Source organism: Tepidibacter sp. Z1-5 (assembly GCF_037844525.1).
Taxonomy (GTDB): Bacteria; Bacillota; Clostridia; order Peptostreptococcales; family Peptostreptococcaceae; genus Tepidibacter_A.
Map to the genome: position 1 here is coordinate 55,248 of NZ_JBBMMD010000002.1, position 20,213 is coordinate 75,460.

The 20,213-nt window shown below is 26.6% G+C and carries 18 protein-coding genes; all 18 read left to right on the plus strand.

The window, feature by feature from the left end:
• The 18 genes from WJW32_RS00245 to secA all read left to right on the plus strand — a co-directional run bounded on the left by WJW32_RS00245 (position 1) and on the right by secA (position 20,213).
• On the plus strand, positions 1–2,610 hold the full coding sequence (locus WJW32_RS00245; protein ID WP_340253246.1) for a glycosyltransferase: 2,610 nt from the start codon (positions 1–3) through the stop codon (positions 2,608–2,610).
• A 3-nt stretch (positions 2,611–2,613) separates the two neighbouring features.
• Positions 2,614–3,708: a DegT/DnrJ/EryC1/StrS family aminotransferase gene (locus tag WJW32_RS00250; protein WP_340253249.1), complete on the plus strand. Its 1,095-nt coding sequence runs from the start codon at positions 2,614–2,616 to the stop codon at positions 3,706–3,708.
• A gap of 108 nt (positions 3,709–3,816) precedes the next feature.
• Positions 3,817–4,473, plus strand: a complete 657-nt coding sequence (locus tag WJW32_RS00255) for an acetyltransferase (RefSeq protein WP_340253252.1) — start codon at positions 3,817–3,819, stop codon at positions 4,471–4,473.
• A gap of 102 nt (positions 4,474–4,575) precedes the next feature.
• Positions 4,576–5,700: an FkbM family methyltransferase gene (locus tag WJW32_RS00260; protein WP_340253255.1), complete on the plus strand. Its 1,125-nt coding sequence runs from the start codon at positions 4,576–4,578 to the stop codon at positions 5,698–5,700.
• A gap of 98 nt (positions 5,701–5,798) precedes the next feature.
• Positions 5,799–6,047, plus strand: coding sequence for an acyl carrier protein (locus tag WJW32_RS00265; protein WP_340253258.1), 249 nt, complete (start codon positions 5,799–5,801; stop codon positions 6,045–6,047).
• A gap of 27 nt (positions 6,048–6,074) precedes the next feature.
• Positions 6,075–6,821: an SDR family NAD(P)-dependent oxidoreductase gene (locus WJW32_RS00270; RefSeq protein WP_340253261.1), complete on the plus strand. Its 747-nt coding sequence runs from the start codon at positions 6,075–6,077 to the stop codon at positions 6,819–6,821.
• Between the two features lie 13 nt (positions 6,822–6,834).
• Positions 6,835–8,247, plus strand: a complete 1,413-nt coding sequence (locus tag WJW32_RS00275) for an AMP-binding protein (RefSeq protein WP_340253264.1) — start codon at positions 6,835–6,837, stop codon at positions 8,245–8,247.
• Between the two features lie 2 nt (positions 8,248–8,249).
• The gene (locus WJW32_RS00280) at positions 8,250–9,332 is read left to right on the plus strand and encodes a LuxE/PaaK family acyltransferase (RefSeq protein ID WP_340253267.1); all 1,083 of its coding nucleotides are present in this window, start codon (positions 8,250–8,252) and stop codon (positions 9,330–9,332) included.
• Positions 9,319–10,530, plus strand: a complete 1,212-nt coding sequence (locus WJW32_RS00285) for an acyl-CoA reductase (protein WP_340253493.1) — start codon at positions 9,319–9,321, stop codon at positions 10,528–10,530. The genes WJW32_RS00280 and WJW32_RS00285 overlap by 14 nt, the downstream gene beginning before the upstream one ends.
• A gap of 136 nt (positions 10,531–10,666) precedes the next feature.
• Positions 10,667–12,157, plus strand: coding sequence for a glycosyltransferase (locus WJW32_RS00290; protein ID WP_340253269.1), 1,491 nt, complete (start codon positions 10,667–10,669; stop codon positions 12,155–12,157).
• Positions 12,158–12,159: 2 nt separating this feature from the next.
• A complete protein-coding gene (locus WJW32_RS00295) occupies positions 12,160–12,375 on the plus strand; it encodes an FkbM family methyltransferase (RefSeq protein WP_340253272.1) in 216 nt (71 codons plus the stop codon).
• 363 nt (positions 12,376–12,738) lie between these two features.
• Positions 12,739–13,101 (plus strand): flagellar protein FlaG, encoded by a 363-nt coding sequence (locus WJW32_RS00300; protein ID WP_340253275.1) that lies wholly within the window; start codon positions 12,739–12,741, stop codon positions 13,099–13,101.
• A gap of 11 nt (positions 13,102–13,112) precedes the next feature.
• Positions 13,113–14,783, plus strand: coding sequence for a flagellar filament capping protein FliD (gene fliD, locus WJW32_RS00305; RefSeq protein ID WP_340253278.1), 1,671 nt, complete (start codon positions 13,113–13,115; stop codon positions 14,781–14,783).
• Between the two features lie 34 nt (positions 14,784–14,817).
• Positions 14,818–15,198: a flagellar export chaperone FliS gene (gene fliS, locus WJW32_RS00310; protein WP_340253282.1), complete on the plus strand. Its 381-nt coding sequence runs from the start codon at positions 14,818–14,820 to the stop codon at positions 15,196–15,198.
• An 8-nt stretch (positions 15,199–15,206) separates the two neighbouring features.
• A complete protein-coding gene (flgN, locus tag WJW32_RS00315) occupies positions 15,207–15,707 on the plus strand; it encodes a flagellar export chaperone FlgN (protein WP_340253285.1) in 501 nt (166 codons plus the stop codon).
• 14 nt (positions 15,708–15,721) lie between these two features.
• Positions 15,722–15,919 (plus strand): YjfB family protein, encoded by a 198-nt coding sequence (locus WJW32_RS00320; RefSeq protein WP_340253288.1) that lies wholly within the window; start codon positions 15,722–15,724, stop codon positions 15,917–15,919.
• A 943-nt stretch (positions 15,920–16,862) separates the two neighbouring features.
• Complete coding sequence (gene hpf, locus WJW32_RS00325; RefSeq protein WP_340253291.1) at positions 16,863–17,396, plus strand: ribosome hibernation-promoting factor, HPF/YfiA family; 534 nt, start codon at positions 16,863–16,865, stop codon at positions 17,394–17,396.
• 138 nt (positions 17,397–17,534) lie between these two features.
• On the plus strand, positions 17,535–20,213 hold the full coding sequence (secA, locus tag WJW32_RS00330) for a preprotein translocase subunit SecA (RefSeq protein WP_340253294.1): 2,679 nt from the start codon (positions 17,535–17,537) through the stop codon (positions 20,211–20,213).

Sequence of the window (20,213 nt, forward strand, 5' to 3'; positions counted from 1 at the left end):
ATGAATAATAAAAAAATATGTTTTATATCTTGCGTAAATGATGAGGAAATGTATAATGAATGCCTTAAATATATAGAACATTTAAATGTTCCAGATGGATATGAAATACAAAATTTATCTGTAAGGGATGCTAAAAGTATTACTAGTGGATATAATGAAGCAATGAAAGCTTCAGATGCTAAATATAAAATTTATTTACACCAAGATGTATTTATAATAAATAAAAATTTTTTATTTTATATATTAGACATTTTTAAAGATGATCAAGTAGGGCTTATAGGTGCGGTAGGAGCTAAAAAAATTCCGACGAATGGTATTTGGTGGGAGTCTAATCATAAATATGGTAAGGTTTATGAAAGTCATACTGGTAAAATGGAACTTCTAAAATTTAAAGATATAAAAAGTACATATGAAAAAGTAAAAGCTATTGATGGTTTTATAATGGTAACACAGCATGATATTCAGTGGAGAGAAGACATATTTGATGGATGGGATTTTTATGATGTATCACAGAGTGTAGAGTTTAGTAAAAAAGGGTATGAAGTAGTAGTTCCAACACAGGATAAGTCATGGTTTATACACGATTGTGGATATGTAGATACTGGAGATAAATATGAAAAATATAGAACAATATTTTTAGATGAATATTCTAAGGAAATATATCCTTTGGTCAGCGTTGTAATACCTTCGTATAATAGACCATATTATTTAGAAATAGGTTTAAAGAGTGTACTAAATCAAACGTATAAGAATATAGAAATTGTAATATCTGATGACAGCACAAATGATGAAGTGTACAAAATGTTAAAACCTTATATAAATAAACACTATAATATAAGATATTATAAAAATACGCCTAGCCTAGGTGTGGTAGGAAATTTTAAGAGATGTTTTGAATTAGCCAAAGGGGAATTTGTAAATTATTTAATAGATGATGATATATTTCATATAGAGAAAATTGAAAAAATGGTTAACTATTTTTTAGAGAATGATGATATTACACTTGTAACTTCTCATAGACAAACTATAAATGATAAAGGTGATTTTATACAAGGAGTATTTGCTACTGAAAAGTTATTTGACAAAAATACTATAGTAGAAGGGAAAATGTTGAAGAAGCTTATAGCTAGAACAAATATTAACTTTATAGGAGAACCTACTACTGTTTTATTTAGAAAAAAAGATTTAGATATAAAAGATTTTGGAGTATATGGAGGAAGGCGTTATAGGACAAATACAGATATTTCCATTTGGTTTAACTTATTATCTAAAGGAAAAGCTGTTTATATATCCGATACATTAAGTTATTTTAGAATACATGATGGACAAGATCAAAAAAATAAATTCACAATTGTAGAAGGTATAAAAGAGTTATTTTATATAATGAAGCAAGCGTATAAAGAAGGAATATTAGAAAGTGAAGAAGAATATAAAGAAGCTTTATATCCTTGGTTTAAAAGTATACTTATGATTAAGCAAATTAATGATGATTTAGAAGATTTTACAAATGAAAAAGGAAACTTGAAAGAATTATATGATTGTTATGATGAAGCTATAAAGGAATTATTAGATATAAGAAAATATGAAGATATTAATTTGCTAAATTTAAGTTTAGAGAATATGGTTTGTAATGATATAGATATATTGGATAGAGATAATATTCAAAATGATGACCATATAGATACAAATCCATTAGTAAGTGTACTAATTCCAGCTTATAACAGACCTCATTATCTTGAAATAGCACTTAAAAGTGTTTTAAATCAAACATATAAAAATATAGAGATAATTATTTGTGATGATAGTACAAATGATAAAGTGAAAAATATGATACATCCATATTTAAAAAAATATAAACATATAAGATATTATAACAATGGTGGCCCGTTAGGAGGTTATGGACTTAATAATGTTAGAAAGTGCTTAAATTTAAGTGAAGGTAAATTTATTAACTTTTTAATGGATGATGATGTTTTTCATGAAAGTAAAATTGAGACTATGATTAAATATTTTATTGAAGATAAGCATGTTTCTCTTGTAACTTCATATAGAAAAAGAATAGATGGAAAAGGTAATTATCTAGAAGATGAAGAAGCAACAAAAAAGCTATATGATAATGTTACTGTAGTTGATGGAAAACCTTTCATTGAATTCATTTTAAAGAAAGGTTTTAATTATATAGGTGAGCCTTCAACTGTACTGTTTAAAAAATCTATGGTAGAAAAAGGAATGGGTGTTCTTTTAAATAAGCAATATATGAACTTAATTGATGTTGCGACTTGGATTGAGTTGCTTTCTAAAGGGAAAATGATTTATATTCCAGAAGCATTAAGTTATTTTAGAATACATGAAGGACAGAATCAAAATAATAAATTAATTGGATATAAAGGAATTATCGAGTGGTTTAAATTGATTAATGATTCATATCAATTTGGATTAATTAAAAAAGACACTGATTATAAATATGGATTATATAAGGTGCTTAGAGATATAGTACATCAAGTAGGTCTATTAGATGAAGTTGAAGATAAAAATGTAAGAACTAATATGTATATTATAATTAGGCAAATACTTAAAACTTTCTTAAATCAAAATAGAGTTAATAATTAGGAGGTGATTATTATAATAAATGTAACAAAAACATATTTACCAGATATAAACAAATATAAGAAATATGTAGAACATATATTTGAAAGTGGTTGGATAACTAATAACGGAAAATTAGTGCAAGAATTAGAAATTAAATTAAAAGAATATCTTGGCGTGAGGAATATTCTTTTGGTAAGCAATGGAACTATCGCTTTGCAAGTGGCTTATAAATTATTAGAGTTAAAAGGAGATGTAATAACTACTCCTTTTTCATTTGTGGCTACAACTAGCAGTTTGGTATGGGAAGGTTTAAAGCCAGTTTTTGTAGATATAGACAAGCATAACTTAAATATAGATACTTCTAAGATAGAAGACTCTATTTCTGATAATACTTGTGCAATTTTACCTGTACATGTATTTGGAAATGTATGCGATGTTGAAAAAATTAAAGAAATAGCTAAGAAATATGACTTGAAAGTTATTTATGATGCAGCACATGCTTTTGGAGTTAAATATAAAAACAAAAGCATATTAAATTATGGAGACGTATCTGTAATAAGTTTTCATGCTACAAAAATTTTTCACACCATTGAAGGTGGAGCATTAGTTATAAATGATGATAAGTTATATGAAAAAGCAAAAAAGATGATTAATTTTGGAATTACGGGACCTGAAACTATTGAAGGATTAGGTATTAATGCAAAGATGAATGAATTTCAAGCTGCTATGGGATTATGTGTATTAGAGGATATAGATTGCCAAATATCCAAAAGAAAAGCCATTTATGATAAATACAAGAGAGAATTAAGTCATAAGTTACAATTTCAAAAAATAAGAAATCAAATAGATTATAATTATAGTTATTTTTCTATTGGATTTGAAACTGAAGATATTTTATATAAAGTATTGCAAAAATTAAATAGCAAAAACATATTTCCAAGAAGATATTTTTATCCATCTTTGAATAATTTAAATTATTTAAAAAATAGTCAAGTTTGTTCAGCATCAGAAGATATAAGCAAACGAATACTGTGTCTGCCATTATATCACCAATTAAAAGTAGAAGAACAAGATTCTATAATTGAAATAATAAACAGTACAATATACGAAAGTATATAATAGCTTATTAAGAAGTAACTATTATATTTAGATGAAAAGTGAAAAATATATAAATTTAATAGGGTTGAAAACAAAAAAAAATTTAAAAATAAGAAAGGGAAAATTAGTATGAGATTATGTATATATTGTGCAGGTGGATTAGGGAGAGAAGTTTTAGATGTTGCACATAGGGTTAATAAAGAATTTAATAGATGGGAAGAAATATTTTTTATAGATGACGAAATAGAAGAAAATGAAATATGTGAAACTAAAGTTTATAAATTTAAAGATATTATAGAAAAATTGGATAGATCAAATACAGAATTTACAATAGCTAATGGAGAACCTGCAATAAGAGAAAAACTATTTAATAGATTGAAAGAGCATAAGTTAAAAATTGCAACTATTATAGCTGTGGATGCTATAATATCACCATTTGTAAAAATAGGTGAAGGTGTAACAATATTTTCTGGAGCAATTATATCTAACAATGCATGTTTAGAAAAAGGTGTATTTTTGAATTTTAACTGTATTGTAGGTCATGATGTGAAAATAGATGAATTTACTGTGGTTTCCCCAGGTAGTTCAATAGGAGGATTCACTTTAATTGGGAGAAGAAGTTATATAGGGCTTAATGCATGTATAAAGGATAGAATAAAAATAGAAGATAATGTTATTATTGGAATGGGATCAGTAGTTTTTAAAGATGTTAGTTTATCTAAGATAGTTATAGGGAATCCTGCTAGAGAAATTGCTATAAATGATAAACATAGAGTGTTTAAATGATTTGAATGATATAGATTTAAATAGAATTAGTAGAGGAAATGTTATTAGATTGAAAATATATGGATATATATAGATGAAATAGTAAAAAGGAGAGTAAAAGACATGACAGATAGTGAAAGTTTTATTGATTCTATGTTTATTGAAAAAATTATTGATTCACCGAATATTAGAAATTTAGCAATTAAAGAGTTAAAACAAATGAAGCAAAAAAACATACCCATAGTATGTTATGGTGCAGGTGGAACCTCACAAGACATCAAGGAGTTTTTAGAGAAGAATGATTTAAACATTGATGCCTACTTTGTAGATGATGAATATTATGATGAAAATAGTTATATAGATTCTAAAAAAATATATAAATTTGATCAAATAACACATATGTATGATAAATTTAATATTGTAATAGGTTTTTTAGATTGTATTATAGCTAAGCAAAATATAGATAAAAAACAGAGTAATAAAATAGTAAATGTATATAGTTTTGAATGCAATTTTATGAAAGTATTTTCTGATTTTAATTTAAAGTATATTAAAGAAAACCTGCCATCATTTCAAATTGTATATAAATCTTTGAATGACGATTTATCTAAAAAAGTTTTTATTGATTTTATAAATTGTAAAATTACAGGGAACTTAGATTTTGTTAGAAACAAGATAAATGAAGATCAATATTTTATAAAAGAAATTATGCCTTTATCTAATAATGAAGTTTTCGTAGATGCTGGCGCGTTTGATGGAGATACATTATTGTCTTTTTTAGAAAAAACGAATTATAATTATGGAAAATATTATGGATTTGAGCCGGATTATGAAAATTATAAAAAATTAGACAATTTAACAAAAAATAAATCTTTCAAAAATATTCATATTTATAATAAAGGATTATATGAAACTTCAAAAACTCTTTGCTTTTTTTCTAATGGAAAAATGAATTCTTCTATAGATATCGATGGAAATATCCAAATACAAGTAGATTGTATTGATAATTTATGTTCAGATGCCACATTTATAAAAATGGATATAGAAGGTGCTGAACTAGAAGCATTAAAAGGTGCTAAAAAAGCAATAAAGAAAAATCGTCCGAAACTGGCTATATGTATTTATCATAAGCCAGAACACCTTTATAAGGTGGCTTTATTTATAAAATCTATAGCTACTGAGTATAAATTGTATTTGAGACATCATTGTAACAATTCAAACGAATTAGTTTTATATGCAACAATATAAAGTATTAGAAAAATTAAATATGATGTAAAGTATGCTTGTTTAATAATGAAATATGCTAGATTTAATAACAAATTATATATAATAAAGGAGAAAAAAACATGAAAACAATTGACATTTACAACAAAATATTTATTGAGGTTTTTGAAATTGATATAAACAAATTAAATGATGATTTAAAATATAATACAATTTCTCAATGGGACTCAGTTGGACATATGCAACTAATAACAGAATTAGAAGAGTCATTTGACATAATGTTTGATACAGATGATATTATTGATTTTAATTCATATGAAAAAGGTAAAGAAATACTTGAAAAATATAATGTGAAATTTAATATGGAATAAATAGTGATTTTTATGGAGGCGCAAGATATGAAATTATTAGAAAACAAAAATATTTTTATAACTGGAGCTACAAAGGGAATAGGAAGAGAAATGGCATTAAAATTTGCTGAAAATGGTGCAAACTTAATAATAAATGGTAAGAATGAAGAAGAGTTATTGAAATTAAAAGTATTTATTGAAAAAACATATAATGTGAAAGTAATAGCTGTTCCTTATAATGTAGTAGATATTGCAAAAACTAAAGAAGCTTTTGATATATTGAGGAGAGAATTGGGAGGATTGGATTGTATAGTAAATAATGCAGGAATATTAAATGATAGATTACTTGGTATGATAGATGTACAAAATGTAGATGAAGTTTTCAATGTTAATTTAAAGGCAACTATTATGCATTTGCAATTTGCAAGTAGATTAATGAAGAGAAAAAAAAATGGGAGTATTATTAATATAAGTTCTATAATAGGCACCAATGGTAATGAAGGACAAGTAGTTTATAGTGCTAGTAAAGCTGGAGTAATAGGAGTTACTAAATCAGCATCAAAAGAGTTGGCTAAATATAATATTAGAGTTAATGCTATATGTCCAGGATTTATAGATACTGATATGGCTAGAAGTATATCTGAAGAAAAGTACAAAGAAAGAATTAATAATATTAAAATGAAAAGAATTGGAACACCAGAAGATGTTGCTAATGTAGCAATGTTTTTATGTTCAGATTTATCGAGCTATGTTACCGGTCAAGTAATTGGAGTTGATGGTGGTATGATTATATGATTGAGGTGAGCGTATGAGATTTTATTCTGATTTAGAATGCTTTGATTCAAATATAGCTATTATAGATGAATACGACAATAATATTACTTATAGGGAACTAGCAAAACTTGCTGACGATTTTGCAAAAATCATTAAGAGTAACATTCGCGAATTAGTATTTATATTTTGTGAAAATAAAATGGAGCCATTAATAGGGTATATTGGTTGCTTGAGAAATGATATAGTACCTTTATTATTAGATGCTAATATAGATTTGAAATTAGCTGAAAAATTAATAAAACTTTATAAACCAAGCTATATATATATACCTGAAATGATGCATAAAAGTTTTGATGATACAAAGATAGTAAGTGCTAATAAAAACTATATTCTAAAACAAACCAATTTTAATGTTACTCACAAACTAAACGAAAATTTAGCACTTCTTTTAACTACATCAGGAAGTACAGGAAGTCCTAAATTAGTTAGACAAAGTGCAGATAATATATGTTCTAATGCACAATCAATAGCAGAGTATTTAGAGATTACAGAAAAAGAAATGCCAATAACATCGTTACCAATGAATTATACTTATGGATTATCAGTAATAAATAGCCACTTAACGAAGGGCGCAACTATTCTGCTTACTAATAAAAGTATTGTTGAGAGAGCGTTTTGGGATTTATTAAAAAAATATAGAGCAACTTCTTTAGCAGGGGTGCCATATACATATGAAATATTAAAAAAAATTAGATTCTTTAGAATGAATCTTCCTACATTAAAAACTCTTACTCAGGCTGGAGGAAAGTTAGGATATGATTTAACTGAAGAAATTGGAAAATATTGTAAAAGAAATAATATGAAATTCTTTGTAATGTATGGACAAACAGAAGCTACTGCAAGAATGGGATATTTACCATGGCAATATGCAATAAGTAAGTGTGGAAGTATGGGAGTTGCAATTCCAGGAGGAAAGTTTTGGCTTGAAGATAATGGACATATAATACAAAAAAGTAATGTATCAGCAGAATTGGTTTATAAAGGACCTAATGTTACTTTGGGATATGCTGAATCTATAGAGGATTTAGCATTAGGTGATGAAAATAATGGCGTTTTAAAAACTGGAGATATAGCTAAAATAGATGAAGATGGTTTTTATTATATAGTAGGTAGGATAAAAAGATTTATTAAAATTTTTGGAAATAGAGTTAACTTGGATGAAGTAGAACAATTATTAAAATCAAAAGGATACGAATGTGCTTGTGGAGGTAAAGATGATAAAATGACAATTGCTGTTGTTAATTGTGCTAATGAAAAAGAGTTGAAGAATTATATTGCTACTAAACTTAAGTTTTCATTAACTGCATTTAAAATTATATCAGTAAATGAGATACCTAAAAATGAATCTGGTAAAACGTTATATTCTAAACTATTTAAGGAGGAGTAAAAATGATGTTTGATATAGTGGAAATTTTACAATACAATCCTTATAGTTTAGATAAATCAACAAAAGAAAATTTACTTATTGATAAGCTTAAGGAAATTACAAAATTTCATAAAAGTAATTGTAAGGAATATGAGCAAATAATTAATGGATTGGACATAGATATTGATAAAATACAAGATATTGAAAAAATTCCATTTTTACCAGTAAGGTTATTTAAAGACTATGAATTATTGAGTGTTGATAAAGGAAATGTTATAAAAATTATGACATCTTCAGGGACAACAGGACAAAGGGTATCTAAAATATTTTTAGATAGAGAGAATGCTACTAATCAAACTAAAGTATTGACTAAAATAGTATCTTCTTTTATAGGAAATAGAAGATTACCTATGTTAATTTTAGATACATCTGCTATAGTTAAAAATAGAAATTTATTTTCAGCTAGAGCAGCAGGTATTTTAGGATTCTCTATGTTTGGAAGAGATCATACATATGCTTTAGATGAAAATATGAATTTGAATATAGATAAGATACAAGAATTTTTAGGAAAATATCAAGGACAACCCATTCTTTTATTTGGCTTCACCTATATGATTTGGGAGTACATATATAACAAAATTAAAATAGAAGATATAAAATTAGATTTTAGCAATGGGATATTAATACATGGTGGGGGTTGGAAAAAACTTATAGACCAACAAGTAGATAATAAAATATTTAAAGAATCTTTAAAACAATTATGTGGTTTAGATAAAATCTATAATTACTATGGTATGGTAGAGCAAACAGGTTCTATATATATGGAATGTGAATATGGTCACTTCCATACTCCTATTTTTTCTGACATTATAATAAGAAATTTTACAACATTTAAACCAGAAAAAACTGCTCAAGAAGGATTAATTCAGGTTATATCATTACTTCCTAATAGTTATCCAGGACACTCTATATTAACAGAAGACATAGGACAATTATTGGGAGAAGATGATTGTCCTTGTGGAAGATTTGGGAAATATTTTAAGATAAAGGGCAGATTAAGGAATGCAGAAATTAGGGGGTGTAGTGATACTTATGAAAGTAAATGATTTTAATGTTCAATATATAATTGGTGATATTGATGAGTTTACTAGAATTGATGAGTATAGAGCAACAAAAATTTTTGATGAAAATGTTATAGATTTTTTGGATGATTTATCTAAAGTAATATTAAAGAATAAAAAAATGAGAGAATATTCGGATGTAGTAGAATTTGCTTTTTGGTGTAGAAAAGCATCTGTATTAAAACTGAAAGAAAAATATAGTTCAGATAGTGACATTATAGTAGGCAGAGGTATAGTTTTTCATATAGCTCCATCTAATATACCTGTTATGTTTGCATATTCATTAGCATTGTCATTACTTGCAGGAAATGTAAATGTAATTAGATTATCGAGTAAGGAATTTGAAGAGGTTAATATAATATGTAAAGAAATGAAAAAATTATTAAGAAAAGATAAATATTCAAATATTGGTAAGAAAATATTTCTTTTAAAGTATGGATATGATAAAACCATAAATGATTATTTATCAAAAATTTGTGATGTAAGAGTTATATGGGGAGGAGATATTACTATAAACACAATAAGGCAATCTCCGCTATCTCCAAGAGCGTATGATTTAACATTTGCTGACAGGTATTCCTTGAGCATAATCAATGCAGACAAAATAGTAAATGAAAAAGATATAAAAAAGGTAGTAAAAAACTTTTATAATGACACTTATTCAATTGATCAGAATGCGTGTTCATCTCCTAGACTTATTATATGGATTGGCAGTGATGAAAATATTCAAAAAGGCAAAAACATATTTTGGGAAGAATTACATAGTGTGGTTAAAAAAACATACGAATTATATCCAATAATAGCTATGAATAAGTATGTTCAAGTATGTAGATATCTTATTGATTATGAAGGTCTAAAATTAATCAAAACAGAGGACCAATATATTACTAGATTACAAATAGATAATCTGTTTTCTGAAATGGAGGACATAAAAGGTTTTTCAGGTTTGTTTTTAGAGTACAATAGCAATAACTTAAAAAATGATTTAAAAATTTTCAGTAGAAATTTACAAACTATTAGCACATATGGATTGAATAAATCAGATATTCAAGGCTTAATATTTGACATTTATCCATATGGAATAGATAGAGTAATTGATTTAGGATATGCATTAAAATTCAATGAGGTATGGGATGGATATGACTTGATTAAATCATTATCTAGAGTAATTAAGATTTCTTAAACAATTAAAAAGATAATTTTAACATGAAAAATTAATAGAAACACTAGACAAAACTTTAGTCCCAATTCAATATTATGTGATTTGTAGAAAAGAGAAATAATAGGATATAGGGTATTAATTTTTAGGAGGATAGTATATGAATAGCATAGAAGAACTAGACTCTATTCTAAAAAAAGTATATAAGCTTAATGAAAATAATGAAATTGAACAGGCTGAAAAACTAGTTATACAGACTGAACAAATTTTAACTAAAACATTATTAGAAATATTATCTATAAAATCTGTTATAAATATACAAAAACAAGAGACAGAAAGAGCTAAGAATATTTTAGAATTTGCACTTAAAATAGATGAGAATAATTTTGATTGTTTATATAATTTGGCATATATATATGAATCAGATAATGAATTTGAAAAATCAATACAATGCTATAATAGAGCTAAAATGAATTGTTTGGATAGTTATTTAATCAACAATATAGATAACATAATTTATAATTTACAATATAAATGTAATTGTAAAGAAAAAAAAGGATTATTAATTTTAGATGATACCTTTCCAAACTTACTTTCTAGTTTTCGATTACATGAATACAATTATTATTTAAAAAGCATAGAGAATACAATTATAGGTTGTTGGAATCTTAAATTTGAAAATTTATATAAAGAATATAAAGAAAAATATCCATACTTGTCTAATCATATATTTAGTATTGAAAAGTTGAAAAATATTGAGTCAATTTCATTATTATATACAATGTTTTTAAATAATATATATTATTGTTTACCTATAATCAATAATATGAAAATACCATTTGTGTTTACACTTTATCCTGGAGGTGGGTTTTGGATAGATTCAAAAGAAAGTGATGAGAAGTTAAAACAAGTTTGTATGTCACCGTTTCTTAGAAAAGTTATAGTAACACAAAAAAATACATATGACTATTTAATCAATAAGAATTTTTTAGAAAAAGAAAAAATAGAGTTTATTTATGGAGGGATTCTACCTACAGAAGAATATAAGAATAATTATATTGAAAAGAAGTATTATAAAAAAGATAAATATACATTTGATATTTGTTTTGTTGCTAATAAATATATGAAAAATGGTAGAGATAAAGGTTATGATATTTTTATTGATGTATGTAAAGCGTTGAATAAAATTGATGAAGATATAAGATTTCATGTTGTAGGAGGTTTTAGCGAAAATGATATAGATATTTATGAAATTAATGATAATATAAAATTCTATGGAATGCAACATACTGAATTTTTCTATAAGTTTTACTCATCTATGGATATAATTCTTTCTCCAAATGAACCATTTGTTTTATATCCAGGAAGCTTTGATGGATTTCCAACGGGATGTTGTGTAGAGGCTGGATTAGCAGGAGTATCAATTTTTTGTACGGATAAGTTAAATTTAAATATTTGCTTTGAGGACAAAAAAGATATTTGTATAATTAATAGAGATGTAAAAGATATAGTAGAAAAAATAATTTACTATAAGGATAATGTTGAAGAATTGTATACTATATCACAAAAAGGTAGAGATAAATTATTTGAAGTATTTGACTTAAAAAAACAAATGGAAGAAAGAATGAACATTTTAAAAAAGTTAATTTAAAAATGGATATTGAAGGTGCGAAATTAAATGCTCTCATTGGAGCTAAAGAAACATTAGAAAAATTTAAACCTAAACTTACAATTTTAGTATATCATTATATAAATGATTTTATAGATATATTTAATTATCTTGAATCTCTAAATTTAGGTTATAAATTCTATTTATACCATTATGGAATACATAGAGAAGAAACAATTTTATATGATTGTATGGATTAATAAAATTTAAGATAAGTACATGATTATAAAAGGAGGATATATGGAAGCATATGGATAGGGGCTTAATATTAAGAGATTGGTTATATGTTAAAAACCATTGTAAGGCTAAATCTAGTATTATGTGGGACAATATATATATTAAGTGGCCGTTAAATAAAGTAGAAAAGTAATTTATCTAAAGAATATGAAACAATTTACTGTTTAATGAAATTAATTTAGATTAAAATTTAATAATTAATTATAAAAAATAGTCTTCATAAATTTATAGAGACTATTTTTTTGAAATTAAATTAATAATAGCATAAACTCAATTACATTGGTTACCGATAATTAAAATATAACAATAAAATAGGAGTGTGAATTATGAGAGTAGATTCTTCTATGTTCAGTAATCAAATTAATCCAACTAAATCAGAAATAGTTAATGAAAAAAATATACCAAAAAATAAAGAAGATGTAGCAAAGCAATCTGAAAAGAAAGAAGAAAATGTATCTTTTCCAGGTGAAAAGAAGCTTATAGAGGCTATAGAAAAAGCTAATAAGGAGCTAGTAGGGACAAATACGCATCTTAAATTTTCTATACATAACAGAACAAAGCAAATAGCTGTAAAAATAATTGATGATGAAACTAAAGAAGTAATAAAAGAAATTCCATCAGAAAAAATATTAGATATGATTGCAGATATGTGTGAAAGAGCGGGTATTTTCATGGATAAAAGAGGATAGGAGGGATATATATGTCAGGAATTAGATTTAGCGGAATGGCAAGTGGAATGGACACAGAAAGTATAGTTAAGCAGCTTATGGATGTTGAAAGACTTAAACTGAATAAATACAATGAGCAAAAGCAAATAAAAGAATGGACTCAAGAAGCTTATAATGATGTAAATAAAGATATAGCAAATTTTATGTTAGATACTAAAAAGGAACTTGGTGTTGGGTTTGGTGGATCAATAGGGAGTGCATCGTGGATTAAGGAGGCTATTTCTTCAAATACAGATGCTATTGATGTTAGTGCTAATTCTAGTGCGGTATCTGGATCTCATAGTTTAGAAGTAGTACACTTAGCTAAAGGAGTTAATGGAGCTAGTAGCGAAGCAATAAAAGATAAGAATGGCGAAGTTATAACATCTGATGATACATTAGAAAATTTATTTGGGATTTCTGGAGACTATAAAGTAAAAATAAACAATGTAGAACTAACTTTTTCTAAAGATGATAAATTATCTGATATAGCAAATGAAATAAATGAAAAAGTTTCTGATGTTAAAGCTAGTTTTGATATTACTGCAAAAAGGTTTTTTATATCTAATACAGGAACAGGAACATCAACAGGTTTAAAAATAGAAAATATAGATAATAATCCACAAAACTTATTTAAAGATAAATTAAGATTAAATGTTACAAATGGGGCTGGAATAACGGAAGAGCTTACTTATGGAAAGAATTATATTGGGCAAGATGCAGAAATTAATTTTGATGGAGCTAATAACATAACATACTCATCAAATAATTTTACGATAAATGGGATAAGTATAACTGCAAAAGCAGAAGAGACTACTACAATAAAAGTGGATACTGATGTAGATGGAGTATATGATAAAATAAAAGGGTTTGTAGATAAATATAACGAACTTATAGATAAACTAGATAAAAAAATAGGCGAAAAAAGATATAGAGATTATCAACCTTTAACTTCTGAGCAGAAAGAAACTATGGATGAAAAGACTATAGAGCTTTGGGAAAAAAAAGCTAAATCAGGACTTTTAAAAGGTGATGAACATATAAATAGAATGCTTGCTGCTACAAGATCTGGATTATATGAAGAGGTATATAGTGATGTTTCAAAAGGTGATTTAGGAAAATTATCTAAATTTTCTTTTATAAGTGAGATAGGAATAACTACAGGAAATTATAAAGATAAAGGAAAACTTCAAATTGATGAAAAAGAGTTAAAAGATGCTATAAGAAAAGATGCAGATGGAGTAATGGATTTGTTATTTAGTACTTCAAATGTAACTGAATCAGATATTAATAATGCAACTACATTAGACGAAAAAAGCAAACTTGAAGCTGAACGAAGAGCTGAGACAGGACTTATAAACAGACTTTATGATGACATGGTAGATGGAATGAAAAATATCATAGATAAATCTGGTACAGGAGATAATGCTTCTTTATATAGAAATGTAAAATCTAATATTCTTATAGATTTTGTAACAAAGAAAGGTTCTATAAGTTTATTACATAAAGACGTAGTTAATATTGAAAAACAAATAGTAAGAGAAAATAGTAGACTAGCCAATGTTGAAGATAGATATTGGAAACAGTTTACTGCTATGGAAAAGGCAATGAACAAAATGAACTCTCAAAGTTCATGGCTTGCGTCTCAAATGGGAGGCATGTAGAAATAATTTCAAAATATAGTGGGGGGAACAAATTATGGCAATGGCAAATCCATATGCACAATATAAAAATCAATCAATAAATACAGCAACACCGGAAGAGCTTACTTTAAAGCTTTATGAAGGATGTATTAAGTTTATAAATTTAGCTATAATAGCTATAGATGAAAAAAATATAGAAAAATCGAATGCGAATATAATAAAAGCTCAAAATATAATAAATGAACTTAATATAACTTTAGATATGAGTTATGAAATATCTAAAAATTTAAGATTGTTATATGACTATCTTAAAGATAGATTAATTGAAGCTAATTTAAAAAAGGACAAAGATATACTTGAAGAAGTTAGAGGATTTGTAGTTGAATTTAGAGATATTTGGAAGCAAGCTATGAAATTGGCTAGACAAGGAAAGTAGGTAATTTGATGAATATAAAAGACCTAATAGATATTCTAACTCAAATTAGCGAAACAAAATATAATTTAATGAAAGAGATACATGAAATAACTAAAATGCAAAAAATAGATATAGAAAATAATAATTCAGATTTACTTATTAACTATATTGAAAAAAAACAGGATATAATAGATGAAATAGATAAATTAGACAAGCAGTTTTATAGTATATATATAAAATTAAAAGAAGATTTAAATATAGATTCTATTGATCATATAGATACTCAAAAATATCCTGAAATTAAAGAACTAAAAAGTAAAATAGAAAACATATTGAAATTAACCAAAGAAATAGATGAAGTAGATAAGATTAATAATAAAAAAGTAAAAGAAGAACTAGAGAAAGTAAAAGAAAATTTAAAAAATGTTAAAACTGATCAGAAATCTTTAAAAAATAATGCAAGAGCTTATAAAGGATATAATAATAAATACAATCATGCTCAAGGTGTATTTATAGATAATAAAAAATAAGAGGAGGAGATTGTATGGATATAGCAGCTATGTCAATTGGTCTTAGTCAAATAAACCTCGGAAATCAAATAGGTCTTTCTGTTATGAAAAATGTTATGGACACATCACAACAAAATGCAAATATAATTAATAAAATGATGAATACTAGTGTAAAAGCTATGGAAAAATCAGTTAGTCCTCATTTAGGAAATAATATTGACATTAAATTATAAAATTGATAAAATAGTATGGTTGATATTATAGGTCTGTGGTTGAAAGTCCAGGCCAGTCGCAGGCAAAAGGATCCACGTAAGTTAATTCAAAAGCGAGTTAATGATCATGGTGCGGCTTAGAGGTAAGTCCTGCCGATAAAAAATCGAGAGGGTTAGTAGTGAGGCAAACCCGAGCAAAACCTCCAGCAGGCGAGTGTGGGGTCAAAAACCAGGTCAGCTATAATATTTAAAAAGAGCATCTATATAGATGCTCTTTTTTTTCGCAAATTTACTGTAAATATAATAGTTTAAATGTTGAAATTTGAAGATTTTGATGGGCTAACAAAAAGTTCGACAATTTAGAAAAATCAAAAACTAACAACCTTGTGGACTTTTGTCAAAAAAGTCCACAACTAAGAAGCAGTTATAAACTTTATTCACAGGTTTATACACATTATCCACAGGTAAAGTTAAAAGTTATCCACCATAGATTTAAATAACAGTAATTATAAATATTATTAAATTAATATAGTGTATAATATTAATTTATTTTGTCTTTTAATAAAATGAAACTTAATATAAATAGAGTTTTAGAAGTTTTAGATTTCGTTATAAATTTCAAAAAAGTTTACATTTAAAATTTTCAAAGAAAGATTTTTTTATTTGTAAAATTTTTAAAAAAAGCATTAATTTAATTCTAAAAAAACTGTTTCAATAATATATTACTGGGTAAAATAATATTAATAAAATTTATTTTGAAATAAGTATTTTTAAAATTCAGATTTTATATTATAATAAGTATAATTTAACAATGATTACATAAATAAAATTATAAGGATATATTATATAAATTCAACTATATAATATACAATATTTTTATAATGAATAGTAAATTATACATTTAGAATTTATAATTATTTATGTAATATGTTAAATAGTTTAGATAACGGAAGGGGATGGCTTTATGAAATTAACTATAGTGGGAAAAAACATCGAAATAACAGAAGGAATTAAATTATCGATAGAAGAAAAGTTAGGAAAAATAGACAAATATTTTAATAATGATATGGATGTTAGAGCTACTATTAGAGCTAAAAAAAGCAGACAAACTATAGAAGTAACTATAATCCCTGTAAGTGGAAATATAATAAGAGCTGAAGATTCAGAAGAGAATTTATATGCAGCTATAGATGTTGTTGTAGATAAGTTAAGTAAACAACTTAGAAAATATAAGACAAAACTTATAAATAAAAGTCAAGATAATGCAAGTATTAGATTTGAAAATATAGAGAGTTCAATTGAAAATGAAAATGATAGTGAAATAAATATAGTTAGAAGAAAGAAATTTGGTATAAAGCCTATGAGCGAGGAAGAAGCTATACTTCAAATGGAACTTTTGGGACATAACTTCTTTGTATTTACAGACTCAGAGACTAGTGAAATGAGTGTAGCATATAAGCGTAAATCAGGTGATTACGGTATAATAGAACAGGCATAATAAAAGGTGGGACTTAGATCCCACCTTTTTGAATTTACAACTAATTTACATGTTATTTAAGAATATAATTTTATTTATTAACGTGGCTATGTTAAAATATATATTAATGAAAATTAATATAAGAGAGAGGTAAACAATATGAGCTTTTTAGAAGATTTATTTGGATTTTCAGGAAAAAGAGAAATAAAAAAGATTGAAAAGATTGTAGATAAGATAGATGCTATGGAAAGTAAATTTGAAAGTATGAGCGAAGAAGAACTAAAGAATATGACTAATGTATTCAAAGATAGATTAAAAAATGGAGAAACTGTAGATGACTTATTAGTTGAAGCTTTCGCTGTTACTAGAGAGGCATCAAAGAGAGTTCTTGGAATGAGACATTATAGAGTTCAGTTAGTAGGAGGTATCGTTCTTCATCAAGGAAGAATTGCCGAGATGAAGACAGGAGAAGGTAAAACTTTAGTTGCAACAGCTCCTGTATACTTAAATGCGTTAACTGGAGATGGAGTACATGTAATAACAGTCAATGATTATCTTGCTAAGCGTGACAAAGAGTTGCTCGCTAAGTTGTATGAATATATGGGATTAAGTGTAGGAGTTATAGTTCATGGACAGACTCCTGAAGAAAGAAAAATGCAATATGCTTGTGATATAACTTATGGTACTAACAATGAGTTTGGATTTGATTATTTAAGAGATAACATGGTTATACATAAGGAACAGATGGTTCAAAAGAAATTAAACTTTGTAATAGTCGATGAGGTAGACTCTATATTAATAGATGAAGCTAGAACGCCTCTTATAATATCTGGTGCTGGAGATAAGTCGACAGGACTTTATTTTGCAGCAGATCAATTCGTAAAAATGTTAAAAAATGAAGATGACTATGCAGTAGATGAAAAGGCAAACTCTGTATCACTAACTGAAGAAGGTATACAAAAGGGAGAAAAATTCTTTGCGGTTGAGAATTTAACAGATATGTCTAATATGGAAATATATCATCATATAAATCAGGCATTAAAAGCTCATAATCAGATGAAAAAGGATGTTGATTATGTAATTAAGGATGGAGAAATAGTAATAGTAGATGAGTTTACAGGGAGACTTATGTTTGGTAGAAGATACTCAGATGGACTACATCAAGCAATAGAGGCAAAAGAAGGTCTTAAAGTACAAAGAGAATCAAAGACTCTTGCGACTATAACATTCCAAAACTATTTTAGAATGTACAAAAAGATTTCTGGTATGACAGGTACTGCTAAAACAGAGGAAGAAGAATTTAGATCTATATACGGTATGGATGTTGTTCAAATACCAACTAACAAACCTATTCAAAGACAAGATGTATCAGATTCTATATATAGAACTGTAAATGGTAAGTTTAAAGCTGTAGTAACAGAAATAGAAGAAAGACATAAGAATAAGCAACCAGTTCTTGTAGGTACTATATCTATAGAAAATTCTGAGATTTTATCTGCTATGTTAAAGAAAAAGGGTATACCTCATGCTATTCTTAATGCAAAGCAGCATGAGAAAGAGGCAGAAATAGTATCTCAAGCTGGAAAATTAGGTGCAGTAACTATAGCGACTAATATGGCAGGTCGTGGTACTGATATTATACTTGGAGGAAATCCTGAATTTTTAGCTAAGAAGGAATTAAAGAAAAAAGGATATAACGATGAGGTATTGGCACTTGTAACATCTCCTATAGAAGTTGATGATGAATATGTTCAAATGGCAAAAAATGAATATAATAAAATTTATTCTCAAATAAAAGAAATAACAGATAAAGAACAGCAAAAGGTATTAAATGCTGGAGGACTTTGTATAATAGGTACAGAAAGACATGAATCAAGAAGGATAGATAATCAGCTTCGTGGTCGTGCTGGACGTCAAGGAGACCCTGGAGTATCTAGATTCTATATAACACTTGAAGATGATCTTATGAGATTATTCGGTAGTGAAAAGATTATGGGAGTTGTAGATAAATTAGGAATGGACGAAGATATGCCTATAGAACATAAGATACTTTCAAAGTCTATAGAAGGAGCTCAAAAGAAGGTAGAGGGCAAGAACTTCTCTATAAGAAAGCACGTTCTTCAATATGATGATGTTATGAACAAACAAAGGGAAATAATATACAAAGAAAGAAGAAGTGTTCTTCAAGGAGAAAATATAAAAGAAAATATCACTAATATGATAAAAAATACTGTAGATAATTCAGTTATGTTATATACAGCAGATAGTGATTATCCTGAAGAATGGGATTTAGAAGGTTTAAAGGAACATTTATATAATACATTCCTACCAAAAGGATGTATAGAATTTAATAATATAGAAGAGCTTAACAGAGATAAGATAAAAGAAGATATAATGGATAGAGCTTTGAATCTGTACAATCAAAAGGAAAATGAAATAGATTCTGAAAGAATGAGAGAAATAGAGAGAGTTATATTACTTCAAGTAGTAGATACTAAGTGGATGGATCATATAGATGCTATGGAGCAACTACGTCAAGGTATAGGTCTTAGAGCAATAGGTCAAGAAGACCCTGTTAGAGCATATCAATTTGAAGGATTCGATATGTTTGAAGAGATGATAAAATCTATACAAGAAGAAACTATCAAATACCTATACAACTTTACAGTAGAAGAAAAAATAGAGAGAAAACAGGTTGTTGATATAGACAATTTATCTACTGCATCAGATGAAACTGGAAATAAGACTGTTGTAAAAGGTGATGATACAGGAAGAAATGAAGCATGTCCTTGTGGTAGTGGTAAAAAGTATAAAAAATGTTGTGGCAAAAACGTATAG